12 protein-coding genes and 1 tRNA gene are annotated in these 19,413 nt (G+C 34.9%); 4 read left to right on the plus strand and 9 right to left on the minus strand.

Features of this window, described 5'->3' with window-relative positions:
- Window positions 1-5: 5 nt before the first annotated feature.
- The 5 genes from H0V01_10950 to mnmE form a co-directional block, all read right to left on the minus strand.
- Window positions 6-1,457, minus strand: coding sequence for a T9SS type A sorting domain-containing protein (locus tag H0V01_10950; GenBank protein ID MBA2583888.1), 1,452 nt, complete (start codon window positions 1,455-1,457; stop codon window positions 6-8).
- Window positions 1,458-1,577: 120 nt separating this feature from the next.
- Window positions 1,578-3,119 carry a T9SS type A sorting domain-containing protein gene (locus tag H0V01_10955; GenBank protein MBA2583889.1) on the minus strand — a complete coding sequence of 514 codons (1,542 nt, stop codon included), beginning with the start codon at window positions 3,117-3,119 and terminating at the stop codon, window positions 1,578-1,580.
- Between the two features lie 152 nt (window positions 3,120-3,271).
- Window positions 3,272-4,858 carry a T9SS type A sorting domain-containing protein gene (locus tag H0V01_10960; protein MBA2583890.1) on the minus strand — a complete coding sequence of 529 codons (1,587 nt, stop codon included), beginning with the start codon at window positions 4,856-4,858 and terminating at the stop codon, window positions 3,272-3,274.
- A 28-nt stretch (window positions 4,859-4,886) separates the two neighbouring features.
- Window positions 4,887-6,431: a T9SS type A sorting domain-containing protein gene (locus H0V01_10965; protein MBA2583891.1), complete on the minus strand. Its 1,545-nt coding sequence runs from the start codon at window positions 6,429-6,431 to the stop codon at window positions 4,887-4,889.
- A 211-nt stretch (window positions 6,432-6,642) separates the two neighbouring features.
- Complete coding sequence (mnmE, locus tag H0V01_10970) at window positions 6,643-8,031, minus strand: tRNA uridine-5-carboxymethylaminomethyl(34) synthesis GTPase MnmE (GenBank protein MBA2583892.1); 1,389 nt, start codon at window positions 8,029-8,031, stop codon at window positions 6,643-6,645.
- A 166-nt stretch (window positions 8,032-8,197) separates the two neighbouring features.
- On the opposite strand from mnmE, the gene sucD reads away from it, so the two are divergent.
- The 4 genes from sucD (at window position 8,198) to H0V01_10990 (ending at window position 13,578) form a co-directional block, all read left to right on the plus strand.
- A complete protein-coding gene (gene sucD, locus H0V01_10975) occupies window positions 8,198-9,115 on the plus strand; it encodes a succinate--CoA ligase subunit alpha (GenBank protein ID MBA2583893.1) in 918 nt (305 codons plus the stop codon).
- A gap of 211 nt (window positions 9,116-9,326) precedes the next feature.
- Window positions 9,327-9,824, plus strand: a complete 498-nt coding sequence (locus H0V01_10980; protein MBA2583894.1) for a hypothetical protein — start codon at window positions 9,327-9,329, stop codon at window positions 9,822-9,824.
- 234 nt (window positions 9,825-10,058) lie between these two features.
- Window positions 10,059-11,534: a T9SS type A sorting domain-containing protein gene (locus tag H0V01_10985; GenBank protein ID MBA2583895.1), complete on the plus strand. Its 1,476-nt coding sequence runs from the start codon at window positions 10,059-10,061 to the stop codon at window positions 11,532-11,534.
- Between the two features lie 31 nt (window positions 11,535-11,565).
- Complete coding sequence (locus H0V01_10990; GenBank protein MBA2583896.1) at window positions 11,566-13,578, plus strand: tetratricopeptide repeat protein; 2,013 nt, start codon at window positions 11,566-11,568, stop codon at window positions 13,576-13,578.
- Window positions 13,579-13,784: 206 nt separating this feature from the next.
- On the opposite strand, the gene H0V01_10995 is transcribed toward H0V01_10990, so the two are convergent.
- The 4 genes from H0V01_10995 to dnaE all read right to left on the minus strand — a co-directional run bounded on the left by H0V01_10995 (window position 13,785) and on the right by dnaE (window position 19,020).
- A tRNA-Asp gene (locus H0V01_10995) sits at window positions 13,785-13,858 on the minus strand.
- A gap of 169 nt (window positions 13,859-14,027) precedes the next feature.
- Entirely contained in the window at window positions 14,028-14,954 is a 927-nt protein-coding gene (locus tag H0V01_11000) for a DUF58 domain-containing protein (GenBank protein ID MBA2583897.1), read from the minus strand.
- Window positions 14,955-15,096: 142 nt separating this feature from the next.
- Window positions 15,097-15,414, minus strand: a complete 318-nt coding sequence (trxA, locus tag H0V01_11005) for a thioredoxin (GenBank protein ID MBA2583898.1) — start codon at window positions 15,412-15,414, stop codon at window positions 15,097-15,099.
- 123 nt (window positions 15,415-15,537) lie between these two features.
- Window positions 15,538-19,020, minus strand: coding sequence for a DNA polymerase III subunit alpha (gene dnaE / locus H0V01_11010; protein MBA2583899.1), 3,483 nt, complete (start codon window positions 19,018-19,020; stop codon window positions 15,538-15,540).
- Window positions 19,021-19,413: the final 393 nt, after the last annotated feature.

The following is a 19,413-nucleotide window of genomic DNA, read 5'->3' on the forward strand; positions in this document are numbered from 1 at the left end:
ATCCGCTAATTAATAACCAATTTCCTTCTTACAACTTCCTCCCCAACTTTTATCTGCACAATATATATCCCTTTAGAAAAGCCGATGGTGCTGATGTTTTCATTGCTTTTTACCTGGCGCTGGAGCATAATTCTTCCAGAGAAATCGGTGATGGTAACATCTGCTTTTTTGGCTTCAAATGAAAGGGTGAAATGGGATGAGGTTGGGTTGGGGTTGAGGGAAAGGGAAGTCTTTGAAATATTTCTTTTTATAGCTGAATTCTGTTCTGGCAAGGTATCCGGAGGAAAATTTCGCAAAGCGTATTTTGCTAAAAATGTATAATAACTGTCTTCAGTTTTTCCAATGTTGAAAGGGCCAATACTTATCGGTTCATTGGCCGTCCCAAAAAAATATAAATTATCATTTTCATCTATGCTTACTTTTTGACCAGTCAATTTGACTGCCCAGCCTGGCACAAAGGTTTCAAGTAATTCTCCTGTTTCATCATTTAATTTCCAGGCAAATGATTTGGTTTTACCATCGCCAGATGCCACATAACCAGTTCCATAAAGATTTCCATTTTTGTCAAAAACTATGTTCGAAAATTGACTGTAAACAGCATCTATATTGGTCTTCCAGGTTTCCTTTCCATCTTTTGAGTTTTTGAATAAGGTAATGCCGGAATATCTGCTGACATTGGCTCTATAAACACTTCCGTCTTCTTTTACTTTTAGAAACCCTTGAGAACCATATGGATTCCCACCTTTATTCTGAAAATATTTTACTTCTAGGTTTGTGTCGAAAATTATTTCAAAATTATTGGTATAAAAGCCATCCCATCCGGAGCTTATACTTTCAATCAACCAAAAATCTTCCCTGTTGCCACCTATCAGGTATATAAAACCCAGGGTGTCGGATTCAATTCTTTGGCCGAACCCTCCCTTCTTTGCCTCAAAGGCTTTTAATGCTTTGCCTACAGAATCAATTTGAATTATAAACAATCCACTATTACTAAAGGTATAGTCTCCAAAGTGGTCACCTTGGTTAGCTTTTCCCGTAATCCAATAATTTCCATAATAATCTATGTGGATTTCGGAAAGCGATACCTGCTCATTTCCTTCCAGGTTCTGTTGCCACATTGAATTTCCGTCTTCTGAGAATCTTTCAAGTGTAAACCTTTTTTTATCCTGGCTTCCATAGGTAAGAAAAAAACCTCCCTGTTTCAATGTCTTCAAAGAAACTGTCCAATAATCATTTGAGATTTGCCTGGTCCAGAGCATTTCCCCTTCAGAAGAAAATTTTTCAAGGTTTATTTTTTCTTGTTCACTATCAAAATGAAATAAATAAATGTTTCCAAATGCATCCACATCGCAGGAAGAAGAGCGTATAAAATCGAGCTCTTTTACCCACTCCCATTCCTGGGCTTTAACCTGCACCTGAACAAAAAACATCAATATTAAAATAATCAGCCTCCTCATAATTTACACTTTTTAATTTAAAATCTTATGCATTTTACCATCACCAAATCACTTTCCCGATTCGTACCTCAAATGGATTTCGCTTCTCTCATAATCCGCTAATATCGCATCAGCAATTAGCTAATTGATAACCAGCTTCCTTCTTACCACATCCTCTCCAAGCATCACCTGCACAAAATAAATCCCTTTTGAAAAGCCGCTGGTGCTGATGTTTTCCTTGCTTTTTACCTGCCGTTGGAGCATAATTCTCCCTGAAAAATCGGTAATGGTAACATCTGCTTTTTCGGCTTCAAATGAAAGGGTGAAATGGGATGAGGTGGGGTTTGGGTGGAGGTTGAGGGAAGAGTGAAAATTCTTGTTTTCTGAATGTACTTTTGTAAATTTTTCGATTGTGTTTATTTTGATAAGAAAGTTTATTTTAAGATTATCCCGATTGACTTCCAAATTATTACCAAAACTAATTAATGAAGAAGATACTCCTGTTATATAAAGGTTTTTGTTGTTGTCATAACAAATTGAGTATCCTATTGATTCCCAGCTTTCAATTTCACTACTTTTCAATTTGAAAATTTTCGTACCTGTTGAATCTGTTAATTCTACACTTAATCCTGTTTTAGGATAATTTAAAAATGTACTCAATGTTGCAAAACCATAATTTATTAATTCCATCTTAATAGGATGTAGATTGTTTAAGCTAAAACCCCAACGATAATTAAGCAGACTATCGTAGCTTTCAATTCGATCAGTACAGGGTGAATGATTGCCACAGAATGATCTATAAAAATAAAAGTTGTTAATTGAATCAATTTTAAAATCGGAAATAAATTTGCGTGAGCTCGAAATATTCTTATGATTTAAAAAATAGCCTTCTTTGGAAAATTTGAGCATATACTGGCCACTTTCATAAGCCAGTAAATTATTTGAGAAATTAGTTTCTCCATTAATGCGGGCAATTAAATAAATATCATCCTGATTATTTATTTTAATTAAATCTGGCTTGGATCCAATAGGATTAATTAAAGAAGGTGAGTCTTTAAGAAATATTTCTTTTGCCCATAGAGATACACCGTAAGTATCATATTTGGCATAAAAGATATTATCTTCTTCAGCTTCTGAAAAAAACATTTGATTATTAATTGACCCGCCCTTACTAAAGCTTCCTGTAATCACAATTTCACTATTCTTTATATCCATGGTTTTGAAAACTTCCTTCTTAGTCCCTCCATCCCTTTTTACCATCTTCAAATCCCTCTCCATATCAAAAGAAGCCAGAAAAATATCCCAACCACCGACAGAAGTTTCATCTCCTAAACTTGATTTCAAAGTCCCTGTAAAATTCCCCCCAATATAAGCCACCCCTGCTTTGGCTTTAAGCTCAACCATTACAAGGGTATCAGTACTTCCAATGGTTTTCCACCAAAGGATATTCCCATCTTCATCATACCTTAAAACAAAACAAGCTGATTTTTCAGGTGAGGCAATTGTAACTTCTCCTAATTTGCAAGAGCCTTTGAAATTTCCTGAAGCAAAAAGATTTCCTTCTTCGTCCGCGGCTGTTTGGAGGTTTTCAATGCCTTCGCCTTCTATAACCCATTCCCAATCCTGGGCTTTAGACTGCACCTGAACAAAAAACATCAATATTAATATAATCAGCCTTTTCATAATTATAAATTTTTATTCTCAATTCACTCAACATCAGCTAATCCGATTCCCTATTCCTACCTCACCGGGATTTCGCTCTCTCATAATCCGCTAATCATCGCATCAGCTTCCCGATTCGAACCTCATCGGGATTTCGCTTCGCTCAAAATCCGCTAATTGATAACCAGCTTCCTCCTCACCACTTCCTCCCCAACCTTCACCTGCACAAAATAAATCCCTTTAGAAAACCCGCTGGTGCTGATGTTTTCGTTGCTTTTTACCTGCCGCTGGAGCATAATTCTTCCTGAAAAATCGGTGATGGTAACATCTGCTTTTTCGGCTTCGAAGGAAAGGGTGAAATGGGATGAGGTTGGGTTGGGGTTGAGAGTGAGGGGGATTATCTTTGTTTCAGATATTATTGGAGTTGTTTCACCTTTATATGGTGTTGTAAGTTTTGCGAAAAATAATCTCTGAAGGGTATCTGAGGTATTTAATTTAAAACTACCTAGGACTAAATTTCTATTCCCCTCGGTGCAATAGTAGTCAGTTCTGTTGTAATTTCCAATTACATAAGAATTTCCCTTTCTATCGCTGATAATATCAGTTATTTTATTGCATCCATCACCTTCAGAAGTAATTGCCCATTGAAATTTATTATCTTTAGATATGCCTGCCAATAACAATCTTTCCATTGTATCTGGAACAATGTAATGACTGTCAAAATAAACAGTATCAAAATTCATATAAACATTTTTTTTTATGGCTCCTGATATTATTATATCTTCTTCATTTTGTGCAGTGATAAAATTCGTGTAATAACCATTATAATATTTACCTACATCTTTTCTAAGGTTGCTTGTTCCGTTAGAAAGTTGGTCATAAATTGATCGGTCGCCATAATTATATCTGGTTTTCATATTAAGGGAAGTAATTTTAGAATTATATGATATAAAATCTACAGATGCCCATGTAAAGGAAAATTGTATTATTTGAATTTCTTCTCCGCTAGGTTTAATCTTAAAAATTATATTCTTACCACAATACGCATAACAACCAGGTTCAAGTGTGGAAAGTGTGGAATATGAAGAGAGGAAGATATAATTATCAGGGCCAACCTTAATTTTAGCTCCATTGTGATTATTAATACTATCGTTTAAATGCCAAATAAATTCTCCGTTTTTATCAAGTTTAATTAAATAAGCCCAACTTTTCTTATCGTTATTAATGGTATTATTTTCAATCAAATAATCGCCAAAAATCTGGCCTCCGAAATAAATGTTTCCTTTTATATCAACTCCGACAGAACTAGCTATTTCTTTATTTTCATCATTTCCTATAGGTTTTGCCCATATACAATCCCCTTCTGGATTAAATTTTGCTAAAAATGCATCAGAGCTCCCAAGGCTTAAAATTGATATTGAATTAAAGCTCAGTTGCACAGTGAATAGACCCACTAAATAAAAGTTGCTGTTATTATCTGTAGTAATGTCTTCAATTATTCCTGAATAATTCTTACCCCAAATGAAATTTCCATCTATGTCGTATTTTAAAATGAAATAGCCAGTGTCAAGAGTAGTATTAATTATTTTGCTTTTGCCATCCTGGTAAGCCAAGACGTAAATATGTTGTTGATTAAAGCAAATTTTCCTGGCATCCTGTCGGCCTTCTACAACATCGAATCCTTTCACCCACTCCCAGTCCTGGGCCTTTACCGCTCCCATAAGTAGGGTAATCATCAGAAATAACAAAAACTTTTTCATAACCAACTTTTAACTTTTAACTTTTAATTTAATTTACCACCAGTTTCCTCCTTACCAATTCCTCCCCAACCTTCACCTGAACAAAATAAATTCCCTTTGAAAATCCTTGGGTGCTGATGTTTTCGTTGCTTTTTACCTGCCGCTGGAGCATAATTCTTCCAGAGAAATCGGTAATGGTAACATCTGCTTTTTCGGCTTCAAAGGAAAGGGTGAAATGGGATGAGGTTGGGTTTGGGTGGAGGGATTCGGATAATTGACGACTTATTGCATCGAAGCCAGTCTGGGTTTCAAAAGAATGATTCTTAGCAATTTTAGCAATATATTGAACTTGTTTTCTATTTTCATTTATTATTTGGGCTCCAAAAGATATTTTATCAGCTAAGGCTCCTGAAATAATAACAAAATCTGATGAAACTGAAAATATATTGTGCGGGGATATAGAATAAAATGTCCCTGCTGATTCTACTTTTCCAAGATTGAAATTTATTAATTTTCCTTCTGTATTAAATTCTTGAATTAAAAGTCCATTCTTATTTTCATTGTTATAATTGTTAACCGAAGTAAAAATTAGAATTTTATCTTCCTTTACTTCTAATGATAAAGGATAAGCGGGCTCTGCGTTTATTGAATAGATCCAATTTGCATTCCCAGAACTATCAGAGTATTTCGAAAGCGAAGTTATGATATATCTGATACTGCTCCGAAAAAAACGATAAAAAAAACCATCTGAATCAATATGTATTGATTTAGTAGAATGGCCGGGATTGCTTATGCAATATAAATATTCAAGAAAATCACCTTGAGGAGAAAATTTTAATAATTTGTCACAAGAATTAAAGGTTGTATCAACTTCACCAATCCTAATATTTTGTATCCCACAACTAATATATATATTTCCCTTTGAGTCCGTTACTGCCATACGAGCAAAACTATACGAATCCTCTCCACCTAAAAATTCTTTTATCCACTCATAGTTACCTAGCGTGTCCATTTTTAAATAATATGAATTATTTCTTGTAGACTGTGATGTGAAGTTTATGTTCCCAATTTTTCCTCCAACTGAAAAGCTGCCAATAACAATTAAATCTTCTCCCGTAAAAGCCAAGGAAACCAGTTCCTCCCTCTCAGGCCCACCATCCCTCTTCACCATCTTCAAATCCCCCTCCTTATCAAAAGAAGCCAGAAAAATATCCATTCCACCTGCAGATGGGGAAATACCTAAACTAGATTTCAAAGTCCCTTTGAAATTTCCTCCAATATAAGCCACACCTGCTTTGGCTTTAAGCTCAACCATTGCAAGGGTATCAGTACTGCCAATGGTTTTCCACCAAAGGATATTCCCCGCTTCATCATACCTTAAAACAAAACAAGCTGATTTTTCAGGTGAGGTAATTGTAACTTCTCCAAGTTTGCAGGAGCTCTTAAAATTTCCGGAAGCAAAAAGGTTTCCCTCTTCATCAGCGGCTGTTTGGAGGTTTTCAATGCCTTCGCCTTCTATAACCCATTCCCAATCCTGGGCTTTAGACTGCACCTGGAACAGGATAATCATTAAAACTATAAATAACATTCTCATAAATACATACACTTTTTACTTGTGCATCTATTGGATAGTGTAATAAAACTTTGCCGTTATTTCAGGAAAAAGTAAATGCTTGTGTCTCTGTTTTTCAGAAAGTTGGGCAGATGTGCCTCTTGCACAGGATGGGGAATTTTTTTCCTTTGGATTAACTAGTGAGTAGGGGAATCAAAATTGCAAATACAAATCGCAAGTTCTTGACAATCAACTATTTTCCTATGCAGAAATTCCTGAAAATATTCTCCAATAAATCATCAGTGGTAATACTTCCCGTAATTTCTCCTAAATGAAACAATGATTTTCGGATATCAATAGCGAGGAAATCACTGCTAATTCCTGAAACAAGGCCCGTATTTACACTATCAATAGCTTCGGATGCTTTTTTTAATGCCTCATAATGGCGCACATTGCTTACTATTGTTTGTCCGCTTTGGAGTAGTCCTGTGTTGATAAAGGAAGATAGTTTTTGGGTAAGTTCTTCCAGGTTTTCTTTCTGTTTTGCGGAAATGAAAATAACATTTTCCAATTCACTGAACTTTAGTTTTAGTTCATCCAGGTTGATTTTGTCAGCTTTGTTGGCAAGCAAGATTAAATGTACCGGCAGTTTTTTTATTTTTTCCTGTAATAAGGCTGTATTTTTCTGAATTGTCTGAGGACTATCATTATAGGCATCAAACATATACAATAATACCCGTGCCTTTTCAATTGCATCATAAGTCCTGGAAATACCCAGAGCCTCTATTGTGTTTTGGGTTTCCCTGATTCCTGCCGTATCAATAAAACGAAATACAACCCCATCAATATTAATTTCATCTTCAATGGTATCTCTGGTTGTGCCAGCTATTTCCGAAACTATTGCCCGCTCTTCGTTGAGCAGTGCATTTAAAAGAGTGGATTTACCAACATTAGGTTCTCCTGCAATAGCAACTGGAATACCAGTTTTAATTACATTGCCAACAGAAAAAGAATTAATTAAACGTGAAAGTACTTTTTGAATATGCTTTAAGAGATCCTGTAAATCCTTGCGATTGGCAAACTCAACATCCTCTTCAGAAAAATCAAGTTCCAGTTCTATCAGGGAAGCAAAGTTTATGAGTTTCTCCCTCAAGTCATTAAGTTCTTTTGCAAAACCACCCCTCATTTGGTGCATAGCAATTTGATGTGAGGCTTCTGAATCAGAAGCAATCAGATCTGCAACAGCTTCAGCCTGTGAAAGATCTATCTTCTTATTTAAATAAGCCCTTAAAGTAAATTCGCCGGGTTTTGCAGCTCTTGCACCTGTCTTAATCAACAATTGTAGAATCTGTTGCTGAATATAAACAGAACCATGACAGGAGATTTCAATGGTATTTTCTCCTGTAAATGAATTTGGACCCTTAAAAACTGAAATTAAAACTTCATCAATTATTTTATTATCCTCCTTAATAAAACCAAAGTGCAGGGTATGGGATTTGACTTCTGAGAGTTTCTTTCGAGATTTAGAATCGAAAATTTTTTCGGTAATAAAAATAGCCTGAGGGCCAGAAATGCGAATAACAGCAATTGCACCCATTCCAGGCGAAGTTGCAATAGCACAAATAGAATCTATATTTATCAATGATTTGTTTTTTATAGTAATTACCGATATTTATTAACGTTAAAAAGTGCCAAAAATATAAGGTTTTGCAAAAATATCATTTTACTTTGTTCCTTTTTACGAGAATAAACTTTATTTTAGCGCTCTGAATAAGGGTATTTTCAATAAAACTAACCAAAAATAAACAATGAGTGTTTTAATAAACAAGAATTCCAAAGTAATTGTGCAAGGGTTTACAGGCAGCGAAGGAACCTTTCATGCCGGTCAAATGATTGAATACGGGACCAATGTTGTAGGAGGAGTAACTCCTGGTAAAGGGGGACAATCACATTTAGATCGTCCAGTATTTAACACAGTTGAAGAGGCTGTAAAAAAAACAGGAGCAGATGTTTCCATCATTTTTGTTCCACCTCCATTTGCAGCTGATGCTATAATGGAAGCTGCAGAGGCTGGTATTAAAGTTATAATATGTATTACTGAAGGAATTCCAACAAAAGACATGATTGATGTTAAAGAATATCTATCAGATAAGGATTGCAGGTTAATAGGACCAAATTGTCCTGGAGTGATTACAGCAGGGGAAGCTAAAGTTGGTATTATGCCTGGTTTTGTTTTTAAATCGGGTAGAATTGGGATTGTTTCCAAATCAGGGACTTTAACATATGAAGCAGCAGATCAGGTTGTGAAAGCAGGCTTGGGGATATCAACAGCAATTGGAATAGGAGGGGATCCAATAATTGGAACTCCAACAAAGGATGCAGTAAAACTTTTAATGGAAGATCCTGAAACAGATGGTATTGTAATGATAGGTGAGATAGGTGGAGGAATGGAAGCTGAGGCCGCTTATTGGATAAAGGAATTTGGAACTAAGCCAGTTGTGGGATTCATAGCCGGTCAAACCGCCCCTCCAGGAAGAAGAATGGGCCATGCTGGGGCAATTGTAGGTGGAGCGGATGATACTGCTGCTGCCAAAATGAAAATTATGAGTGAATGTGGGATTATAGTTGTAGATTCTCCTGCAATTATTGGAAAAGCAATAGCTGATGCAGTTGCCAAGGAATCCAGAACAGAAAATCCTCATCATTATGCAAACCGAGTAGATTAATTATTCCCGTTGATACCATTTAAAGTCTAATTTTTGTACTTATTGGACTAAAGTAAATACGATTAAACTGGCTGGAAGCCACTCCATTTATGGGGTGGCTTTTTTTATTGGCTTATATTAAACTATTTGGCAAGGTTTTGAATTGGTTTAAGCAAGAGAATGAATGATTTGGAGGATTAAAAGAGTAAAAACAACTTAAATATTAATAATTATGGAAACTAAAAAAATCAGCCGGAGAATATTTTCCTTTTTAGGGATTTTAGGAATCGCGGCAATGGTATATTCCTGTGAACCAAGTAAACGAGCAGCAGATACAACAGCTTCAGTGCCAATTACAGAATCGGTAACCCCTGGAAATGAAGGTGCAGCGGCATTGGATTCAAGGATTCAGAACCTTAACCAAAATTTTACAAATGTTGAAAAGGAAGTGATGTCATCCGACAAAGTATCTGAAGAAGGCTTTAGGGAGGAATGGAGAAAAGTTGAGGTTAAAAGACATGAACTAAACCGAAGTATTGAACTCTATAATCAGGCAATTGAAAAAGATGCTTCACTTGAAGCCGCTGAATTAAGGACTGATATAAACAGAATGATAACTGAACTGGAAAGGGATTTGATATCTGTAAGAGATGGTGATGGAATGCAGCAAGAACCAACGCAAGAGCCTCAATTTGAGCAAGAACAGGAAATTGAACAATATCCAGAATAGAATTATTTTGGCTTCAAAAACCTATTTATTCAATGGGCTGACTTTAATTAGTCAGTCCATTTTTTTATTAATATACCCATTAATTAATAATAAAGTTTCTCGAATTGTGGAAGATTCTCTTCAAATTTAATTTTTTACTCTTAACATTCCAAGAAATATTCAACTCATAAGTGGAGGAGCCAATGCGGCAAGATTTTTTAATTAAGTTAAAATGACTTGAAAAAAAATAGCAAAATGGACTCAAAATATACAATTTCCTGTTTCACGAACTTCAAAAACATTATGTTCTTTTTGGTAATGTTGTTAGTTCCATTAATTTCTTATGGCCAAATAACTTTTCAAAAAATATTTGGAGGAACTCGTTCTGAATCCTCTTATAAAGTGGAAATATGTTCAGATGGAGGCTATATAACTGCTGGATATACCGTATCCTCTGGACCAGGAGATGCGAGTATGCAATTAATTAAAACAGACTTGTATGGTAAACAAATTTGGGAGGCAGTAATTGGTGGAAAATATACAGATTATGCATTTGCAGTAACCACAACAACAGATGGAAATTATGTAGCTGTGGGCTCTACAACAAGCTTTGGTTCTGGTCAACAAGATATTTATGCAGTTAAAATTGATAATAATGGAAACAAATTGTGGGAAAAAACATATGGAGGATTACAAAAAGAAGAAGGTTGGGACATAAGACAGACCAACGATGGCGGATTCATTATTACGGGAATGACCAATAGTTTTGGGGCAACTTTCTTCGATGCTTTTCTTTTAAAAATAGATACTAATGGAAATGAAGAATGGAAAAAGCTATATGGAGGTCCTTCTTATGATTCAGGATTATGCGTAAGACAAACTCTGGATGGCGGTTATGCTTTCCTTGGCCAAACACATAGCTTTGGAGAAGGTTCAGGAGATTTTTATTTAGTGAAGACTGATTCAAATGGAAATAAAGAATGGTCAAAAACTTATGGAGGGACATTAACAGAAGAGGGTAGATATTTTTCACTTACTGATGATGGAGGATTCATTTTAATTGGAAAAACAGAAAGTTTTGGAGCAGGAGATGAGGATATTTATGTTGTAAAAACAGATGATAAAGGGATTCTTGAATGGTACAAAACATTTGGTGGTGATAAAAAAGATACTGGAAAATCCATTGAACCAACTAATGATGGGGGTTATATAATTGCTTCTTCCTCCCGTAGTTTTAATTGGGCAAACCCAAATGCTTGGTTTATTAAAATAGATAAACAAGGTGAACAGGTATGGGCTAAAGAATATGGAGGTTATGATCATGATCACGGACATCATATTCTTCCAACTTCCGATGGGGGTTACATTGCCACTGGACATGTTAATAAGAATATAGCACAAATGGAAGATTCCTATTTGCTTAAACTAGATTCACTGGGCGAATGGAGTGATAACACTGGAATCAGAGAAGAGTCATTAGCAAATACAATTCAAATATATCCTAACCCAAGTTCTGGAATTGTGGAACTTTCACTTAAGATGAACACGCATGGCTCTTTAGAAATCAATATTTTAAGTTACATGGGAAAGGTAATTTATAAAAATATTTATCATCCTGAAAACCTTTCATTTTCAATAAAGATAGATATGCAAAGTTTTCCAAAAGGTATTTATTTGCTCCGTGTTTCCGATGGCCTTGATCAAACTACCACAAAAGTAATATTGGATTAAAATATTAAAAAGAGAATTAAATATTCGATTTATGGCAACTAAGCTATTTAAGGAAACACGTACTGGGAAAATAGTAAATGAAATATTAATTATGAGTTTGTTATTAATTGTTTTTACAGGTTATTCCAACCCAATTCACTTGCCTTTAAAACTGAAAATTACACATGAAAACGAATGTGCTGATTATATAAGAAAAGGGAAACAAAAAATGGATAAACAGGATTATAAGGGTGCTATTTTTGATTTCACAAAAGCTGTTGAATTGGATCCAAATAATTCCGAAGCTTTTTATTTGCGAGCAAATTCATTAAATAGCCTCAAAGATTATGATGCTGCCATAGAAGATTACAACAAAGTTTTGCAGTTAAAACCAATGTTTGCTGATGCATATTTGAACAGGGCTATTGTGAAGGAAACCCAAAAAGAATTTAAAGATGCTGTTGCAGACCTTAACCAATTTCTAAAAATAAACCCCAATGACAATATGGTTCTTATTAAACGCGGAGAACTGAAAATGAAATTACAAGATTTAAATGGAGCTCTTGATGATTTTACTGCTGCAATAGAAATTCAACCAAGCTATACTCCTGCACTTGAACTTCGAGCAACAGTTTATGTGATAAACAAAAAATTTAAAGAAGCTTTGGATGATTACAATCAAATTATTAGTTTGAATCCTGATAATGCCTTAGTGTACTGCAACAGAGCAAATATATTATCTGAACTAAAGGATTTTGAAGGAGCAATGTTAGATTATGAAAAAGCACTAAGTATTGATCCAACTATTTCTGAGGCTGCACAAAAGAAAAACAGCATACAGAATAAACTATCTAACATAAAATCACTTCCAGAAGACAAGAATGAAATAACTGAAAAAAGCCCCAGCTATGCTGAGGACTTTGTGCGAAGGGGAACATTTAATTACGAGCAGGGAAAGTTTCAGGAAGCCCTTTATGATTTTGGCAAGGCGATAGAACTACAGCCTGATTATGAGGAAGTTTATCAAAAAAGAGCGAATACCTACCTAAAACTTGAAGATTATAATGCAGCTCTTAAAGACTATACAATTCAATTAAGGTTAAATCCAAACAATGAACTTGCCTACAACAACCGAGGCATGGTTAAAGCAAAACTTAAGGATCATGCAGGTGCCCTTGCAGATTACAATAAAGCAATTGAATTAAATCCTGATTTTGCCATAGCCTATAGTAACCGTGGTAGTACATACAGCGAATTGAATGATATACAATCTGCAATGAGAGATTTTGATAAGGCCCTGGCAATTGAGGGAAATTCTGCCGAAGCTTATTACAACAGGGCTTTGGCACGAAATCAACTAGGTGATACAAAAGGTGCAATAGAGGATTACAATATGTGCATAAAACTAAATCCAGGAAATGCAATGGCTTACAACAACAGGGCAAACGCATATTGTGACATTGATGATTATAAGAAAGCCTTAGAGGATTACAATAAAGCAATAATGATGAAAATTGATGGAGCAGATGTTTATTTTAACCGAGGTATGGTAAGACATATAATGGGAGATTACAAACTCGCAATAATGGATTACAACAATGCTATTGAATTAAAACCAGATGATTCTGAGGCATATTCACAAAGAGGAATGGCAAAAGCTGAACTGGGTGATTTCAGAGGTGCTCTTGCAGATTATGATAAGGCATTAACCTTAAAACCAAAGTCAATGGTTGGTTATTATAAAAGGGGTTTGCTAAGGCACATCAATAAAGATTACAAAGGAGCATTAAGTGATTTTAATAATGCAATAGAAATAAAATCGGATTATGCACTTGCCTATTATAACAGGGGATTAGTAAAAAAAGACCTTGGTGAATACGAAGAAGCAATTATGGACTTTACAATTGCCATCGAATTCAAACCTGGTTTTGAAAAGGCATACAATAGCAGAGGTATGGTAAAATTTGAAATGGGGGATAAGGATGGCGCTTGTTTTGATTTAAGTAAAGCTGTAAAACTTGGATATAGAGTTGCCTATGACAATATGCAATTGTATTGTAAATGATTTTTTCTTCACCTAAATTATCAAAAAAAGGGATTTTGAAGTTTAAAAATTCAATAGAAGTAAAAGTAATCATTTGTGTAGTTTGCGTTTTCGTTTGTGTAGTAATTTGTGAAGTCCCTACCACACAACCCTAAAACATACACAACCTAACACGCTGAAAAACACTCAGAAACAAAAAAAGGAGCGCATTTCTGCGACTCCTTTTGCGGTCCGGACGGGACTCGAACCCGCGACCTCCTGCGTGACAGGCAGGCATTCTAACCAGCTGAACTACCGGACCGTTTTTACTATTTTTAAGAGTTTAAAACTCATTATTTTTAAGAACAATTTTCCCTTAATTGGTTTTAGAGAGCGGCAAAAGTAGTTTATTTTTTTTAATACCACAAAGAAAAAGAAAAATAATTAAAAATATTTTTTTAAACTTTTTCTTTTGCCAAAATCCTTCTAAATTAAAGCATTTTAGATCGCTTTATAAGATAGGGGAGTAGCACTTGATTAAAACCCTCACCAATATCTGCCTCTACAAATTCTATTTTATATTGACCACACTTTAACATCAACTCTTTATTGTATTCTTTTATAGCTTTCAAATAGTTTGACTTTACTTCGTTTGCGTGGACTTTTACCTCCTCGCCAGTTTCAACATCAATAAATTGATAGGGTCGGTTTTCAAATTCAAAATCTAGTTCTTTCTTTTTATCTGTAACATGAAACAGTATTACCTCATGTTTATTATGCCTGAGATGTTGAAGGGAAGAAAATAAATCATCCTTGGAAGCTGAACTTTCCATCATGTCACTAAAAATTATCACCAATGAGCGGCGATGAATATTATCAGCAATTTTATGCAATGCCTGAACTGCAAATGTTTTCTTTTTATCCGGCTTATCTTCCAGCAATTGCTCCATTTGATCAAAAAGATATTTATGATGCATTGAAGTTGATTTGGACGGAGTATGCAATTCAACATCCTGGGAAAACACACTTAAGCCGGCTGCGTCTCTTTGTCTTCCAAGGAGTTCAATGAGTGCGGCTGCGCAATATATTGAAAAATGGATTTTACTAAACTGGTTATCCTTTAAAGATTCCTTCAAGGGATAATACATTGAAGAGGAATTGTCAATGATTAACTGACATCTTAAATTTGTTTCTTCTTCAAAGCGCTTTATAAATAATTTTTCTGTACGGGCATATAATTTCCAATCAATATGCCTTGTTGACTCACCGGTATTGTAAATGCGGTGCTCAGCAAATTCAACTGAAAAACCATGAAAAGGACTTTTATGCAAACCGGTAATAAAACCTTCTACAACTTGTTTGGAGAGTAGTTCAAGATGGGAATACTGCTGAAGTTGGTGTAGGTCTATGCTTGCCATTTTAAGTCAATCAATTTTGTTAATTCGCCAATTGTAATTTTCCTTTTAAAATCACAATTATTTTAAGTCTTAATAATAAACTTACAACAATTCAATTTAGTATTAATTATCGAATTGGCGAATTATCAAATTGATTTAAAGTCTAAAGGTGGGCGTCAATTTTTGCTGCAAGCACAGATTTTGGCACAGCTCCAACTTGCTTATCCACAATTTCTCCGTTTTTAAAAAACAAAATAGTTGGAATGTTTCTTATACCAAACTGTGCAGAAATACCAGGATTATTATCAACATCTAATTTTCCAATTACTGCTTTCCCTTCGTATTCCTTGGAAAGTTCCTCTACTATTGGCCCAACCATTCTGCATGGACCGCACCATTCTGCCCAAAAGTCAACTAAAACAGGCTGATTTGATTTCAATACTGTTTCTTCAAAATTAGCATCTGTGAATTCTAAAGCCATAATTTATGTTTTATTTTTATAATGAATGTTTATTTTACTAATAGTTGTAAAAGTATATAATTTACTGTCTTCTCCCAAAAAATAGTCTGATTTTAAATATAAAAACGCATTTAATATAAATTATTATTGCAAACTCAAATCAATAATTTTCCAGGATTTCATTTCATCTAGAAATTCTTTTTCCAGGTTTACTTTTAACTGTTTGGCAGGCATGTCAATTTTAATATTCTCAACAGGGTCATAAACAGTGATATTCAACCTGCATTTTCCGGAATTTTTTCGAATTAACTGATCAAGCTTTTCAATTAAATCTTCATTGATATTTGACAATGCAATTTTCAAATTAAGGTTTTTGACCAAATTATCTTTTACATCGGTTAACAGCTGAATAGTATGTATTTTAAATTCGAGCTGTTCTGGCGCTCCCCATTTCCTGTTTTGAGCTTTCCCTTTAACAAATAGGAAACAATCTTTTATCATATATTTCTGAAAGTTCAGATAATCCTCTGAAAACAATGCAAACTGAAAGGAACCAGTATAATCTTCTACCGTTAGAAGTCCGAATTGTTTGCCCATTTTAGTGGTGCGGTGAATAAAGTCAGTTACAATGCCTGCTATGGCCACATCCCTGCCTTTTACCTCCTCTAAATTTCCAAGTTGATTTAATTGAACATTACAAAAAGTATCAATTTCTAATTTAAAATCATCGAGTGGATGACCGGATATATAAATTCCAATGACTTCTCTTTCGCGGGAAAGCCTTCTTAATGTGGGCCATTCTTCAATAATTGGCACTTGTGGAAGGGCAATATCAACTGATGAGGCTTCTCCAAAAAGATTTGGGGCTGCACTATCGTTTTCTTGACAACTGTTCCCATAACGGATTATTTTCTCAAGAAATGTAGCAGCGTTGGCATTGTCCTGGTAAAAATATTGAGCACGGTTAAAAGTACCCAATGAATCCAGGGCGCCACCAAAAGTAAGACTTTCAAAACATTTTTTATTTGCAGATTTTAAATCAACCCTCCTTACAAGGTCAAATATATCGGCATAAAGCCCATTTTTTTTGCGCTCCTTAACAAGAGCTTCAACAGCCGCTTCTCCAATTCCTTTAATTGCACCTAATCCAAACCGGATCTGGTCATTTTTATTTACCGTAAACATATATTCACTCTCATTCACATCGGGACCAAGCACTGAAACCCCCATTCTTTTACACTCTTCCATAAAAAAACTTATCTTATCAATGTTGCTCAAGTTATGAGTAAGAACAGAGGCCATATATTCGGCCGGATAATTGGTTTTAAGGTAAGCAGTCTGATATGCAACAACTGAATATGCTGCCGAATGGGATCGGTTAAAACCATATTCAGCAAATTTGGCCATTATGGCAAAAATTTCTTTGGCTTGATCTTTTGGAACATTGTGTATTTTTTGTGCGCCTTCAATGAAAATAAGGCTTTGGCGCTCCATTTCTTTATGGTCTTTTTTACCCATTGCCCTTCGAAGCAAATCTGCCTGGCCAAGGGAATAGCCAGCCATTATTTGAGCTGTTTGCATGATTTGTTCCTGGTAAACCATTATTCCATAGGAATAGTTAAGTATTGGTTCCAGCAATTCATGTGGATAAGAAACTTCTTCTCTACCGTGTTTCCTGTTGATAAAATTAGGAATAAATTGCATTGGACCTGGCCTGTAAAGGGCATTCATGGCAATAAGGTCTTCAATGTTATTGGGTTTTAAATCAACAAGGTGTTTACTCATTCCATCGCTCTCAAACTGAAAAATACCAACAGTATCCCCTCTTTGAAACATCTGATAGGTTTTCTCATCATCCAAAGGAATATTATCAATATCTATTATTTGCCCTTTATTGCTCTTTATAAGCCTGATAGCATCACGGATAATTGTTAAATTTTTGAGACCTAAAAAGTCCATTTTAAGCATTCCAGCACTTTCAATGTATTTTCCATCAAACTGGGCAACCAATAAATCAGTTTCCTTAGAAGTTGAAACAGGAATGTAGTTTAACATATCATCGGGAGCAATAATGATTCCTGCGGCATGAATACCGGTATTGCGCACCGAACCTTCAAGTTTTACGGCAAGTCTTAGCGTTTCACCCCTTAAATCATTTCCCTTTCTGATGTCATCAAATTCTTTTGCCTCAAAAGCTTTCTTTAAAGTAACACCTGCACCATCCGGAACCATTTTTGCCAACAGGTTTGCTTCGGAAAGAGGCAAATCAAGAACTCTTGAAACATCTTTAATGGATGATTTTGCAGCCATTGTTCCAAAAGTAATAATCTGAGCAACCTGGTTTCTTCCGTATTTTTGAACCACGTAATCAATTACCTTTCCACGGCCTTCATCATCAAAATCGGTATCGATATCGGGCATGGAAACACGTTCGGGGTTTAAAAACCTTTCAAAAAGCAAATTGTATTTGATGGGATCAATATTTGTAATACCTACACAATAAGCAACTGCTGAACCAGCAGCAGATCCTCTTCCGGGCCCAACTGCAACATCCATTTTACGGGCTTCATTAATAAAATCTTGTGTAATAAGAAAGTAGCCTGCAAATCCCATGGTTTTAATTATGAATAGCTCATGGTTAATTCTTTCTTCTACTTCCTGTGTAATTTCTTTATACCTTTCCTTGGCGCCTTTAAAAGTCAAGTGTTTAAGAAATTCATCAGCTCCTGAAAATTCTTCAGGAATAGGATAATTAGGTAAAAGAATATCTCGCTTTAATTTTAGAACTTCAACCTTGTCAACAATTTCATTTGTATTGTCAATTGCTTCAGGTATATCGGCAAATAAGGTATTCATTTCTGCCTGGTTCTTAAAGAAAAATTCATTGTTAGGAAAACCAAACCGCCTATCCCTGCCATGACCAATCTCAGTTGATTTCTTTTCCCCGGTATTCACACATAATAATATATCATGAGCCTCTGAATCTTCTTGTTCAATATAATGGGAATCGTTGGAAGCAATAATTTTAACATTGTATTTTTTCGCAAATTTCAACAATACTGCATTTACCCTTTCCTGTTCCTCCATTCCGTGACGCTGCAATTCCACATAATAATCCTCACCAAAAATATCGAGCCACCATTTAAAAAGTTCTTCTGCCTCGGCTTCGTTTTTATTCATAATTGCCTGAGGCACTTCAGCTCCAAGGCAACAAGTTGTTGCAATAAGGTCCTGGTGGTATTGTAAAATAAGCTCTTTATCAATTCGGGGCCATTTGCTGTATAAGCCATCAATATAGCCCAAAGAACAAAGCCTGCTTAAATTTTTATATCCATTGGCATTCTTTGCAATTAACAACTGATGGTAACGCTGATCTTTTTGTTCTTTTGTGAAATTTTTTTTAAATCTGTCTTCAACAAGATAAAATTCGCATCCAACTATTGGTTTTACATTGTATTTACTTGCCTCTGCAACAAATTTAAACACCCCAAACATATTGCCATGATCTGTTATGGCAACTGCTTTCATGTTGTCTTCTTTGGCCTTTTTGAATAAACCGGAAATATCAGCAGCACCATCCAACAATGAATACTGAGTATGAACATGTAAATGAGAAAAATCAGGCATTTAAGGAAATATTTGTCGCTCCTGAAATTGGAACAAGGTTTAAAAATTGCAAATGTAAAATTAAGAAAAAAGCAGAGGCCTTAGCCTGTTGTTAAAAACTTTAAACGTAAAAAATTTAAACTTAATTTATATTTAAATAGCAGTATCATCAATCCAATAAACCAATATGCGACTTGTAAATTAAAGTTTAAAAAATGAAGATAATTGAATAAAAGTACTATGTTTGTGAAGCTTAAAAGTGCTTTTTAACAAAAATATCTTCTCCATTTTAAAATTTAATTTTGGAGCACAAAAGCTGTGAAATTATAGAAAAGTGAATTTAAAGAAAACAGTATTTGTTAATTTATCTAAAAAAGCGTTATACTTAAATTCTTTCTAATTGAAATGATTAAA

Source organism: Bacteroidota bacterium (genome assembly GCA_013696965.1).
In the GTDB taxonomy this organism is placed as follows: Bacteria; Bacteroidota; Bacteroidia; order JACCXN01; family JACCXN01; genus JACCXN01.

What these genes read in the sequence shown, in the direction of transcription:
- H0V01_10955 (MBA2583889.1), bottom strand. Translation starts at nt 3,119, where the DNA reads ATGAAAAGGCTGATTATATTAATATTGATGTTTTTTGTTCAGGTGCAG.
- H0V01_10990 (MBA2583896.1), top strand. Translation starts at nt 11,566, where the DNA reads ATGGCAACTAAGCTATTTAAGGAAACACGTACTGGGAAAATAGTAAAT.
- trxA (MBA2583898.1), bottom strand. Translation starts at nt 15,414, where the DNA reads ATGGCTTTAGAATTCACAGATGCTAATTTTGAAGAAACAGTATTGAAA.
- H0V01_10985 (MBA2583895.1), top strand. Translation starts at nt 10,059, where the DNA reads ATGGACTCAAAATATACAATTTCCTGTTTCACGAACTTCAAAAACATT.
- H0V01_11000 (MBA2583897.1), bottom strand. Translation starts at nt 14,954, where the DNA reads ATGGCAAGCATAGACCTACACCAACTTCAGCAGTATTCCCATCTTGAA.
- H0V01_10950 (MBA2583888.1), bottom strand. Translation starts at nt 1,457, where the DNA reads ATGAGGAGGCTGATTATTTTAATATTGATGTTTTTTGTTCAGGTGCAG.
- dnaE (MBA2583899.1), bottom strand. Translation starts at nt 19,020, where the DNA reads ATGCCTGATTTTTCTCATTTACATGTTCATACTCAGTATTCATTGTTG.
- H0V01_10965 (MBA2583891.1), bottom strand. Translation starts at nt 6,431, where the DNA reads ATGAGAATGTTATTTATAGTTTTAATGATTATCCTGTTCCAGGTGCAG.
- H0V01_10960 (MBA2583890.1), bottom strand. Translation starts at nt 4,858, where the DNA reads ATGAAAAAGTTTTTGTTATTTCTGATGATTACCCTACTTATGGGAGCG.
- H0V01_10980 (MBA2583894.1), top strand. Translation starts at nt 9,327, where the DNA reads ATGGAAACTAAAAAAATCAGCCGGAGAATATTTTCCTTTTTAGGGATT.
- sucD (MBA2583893.1), top strand. Translation starts at nt 8,198, where the DNA reads ATGAGTGTTTTAATAAACAAGAATTCCAAAGTAATTGTGCAAGGGTTT.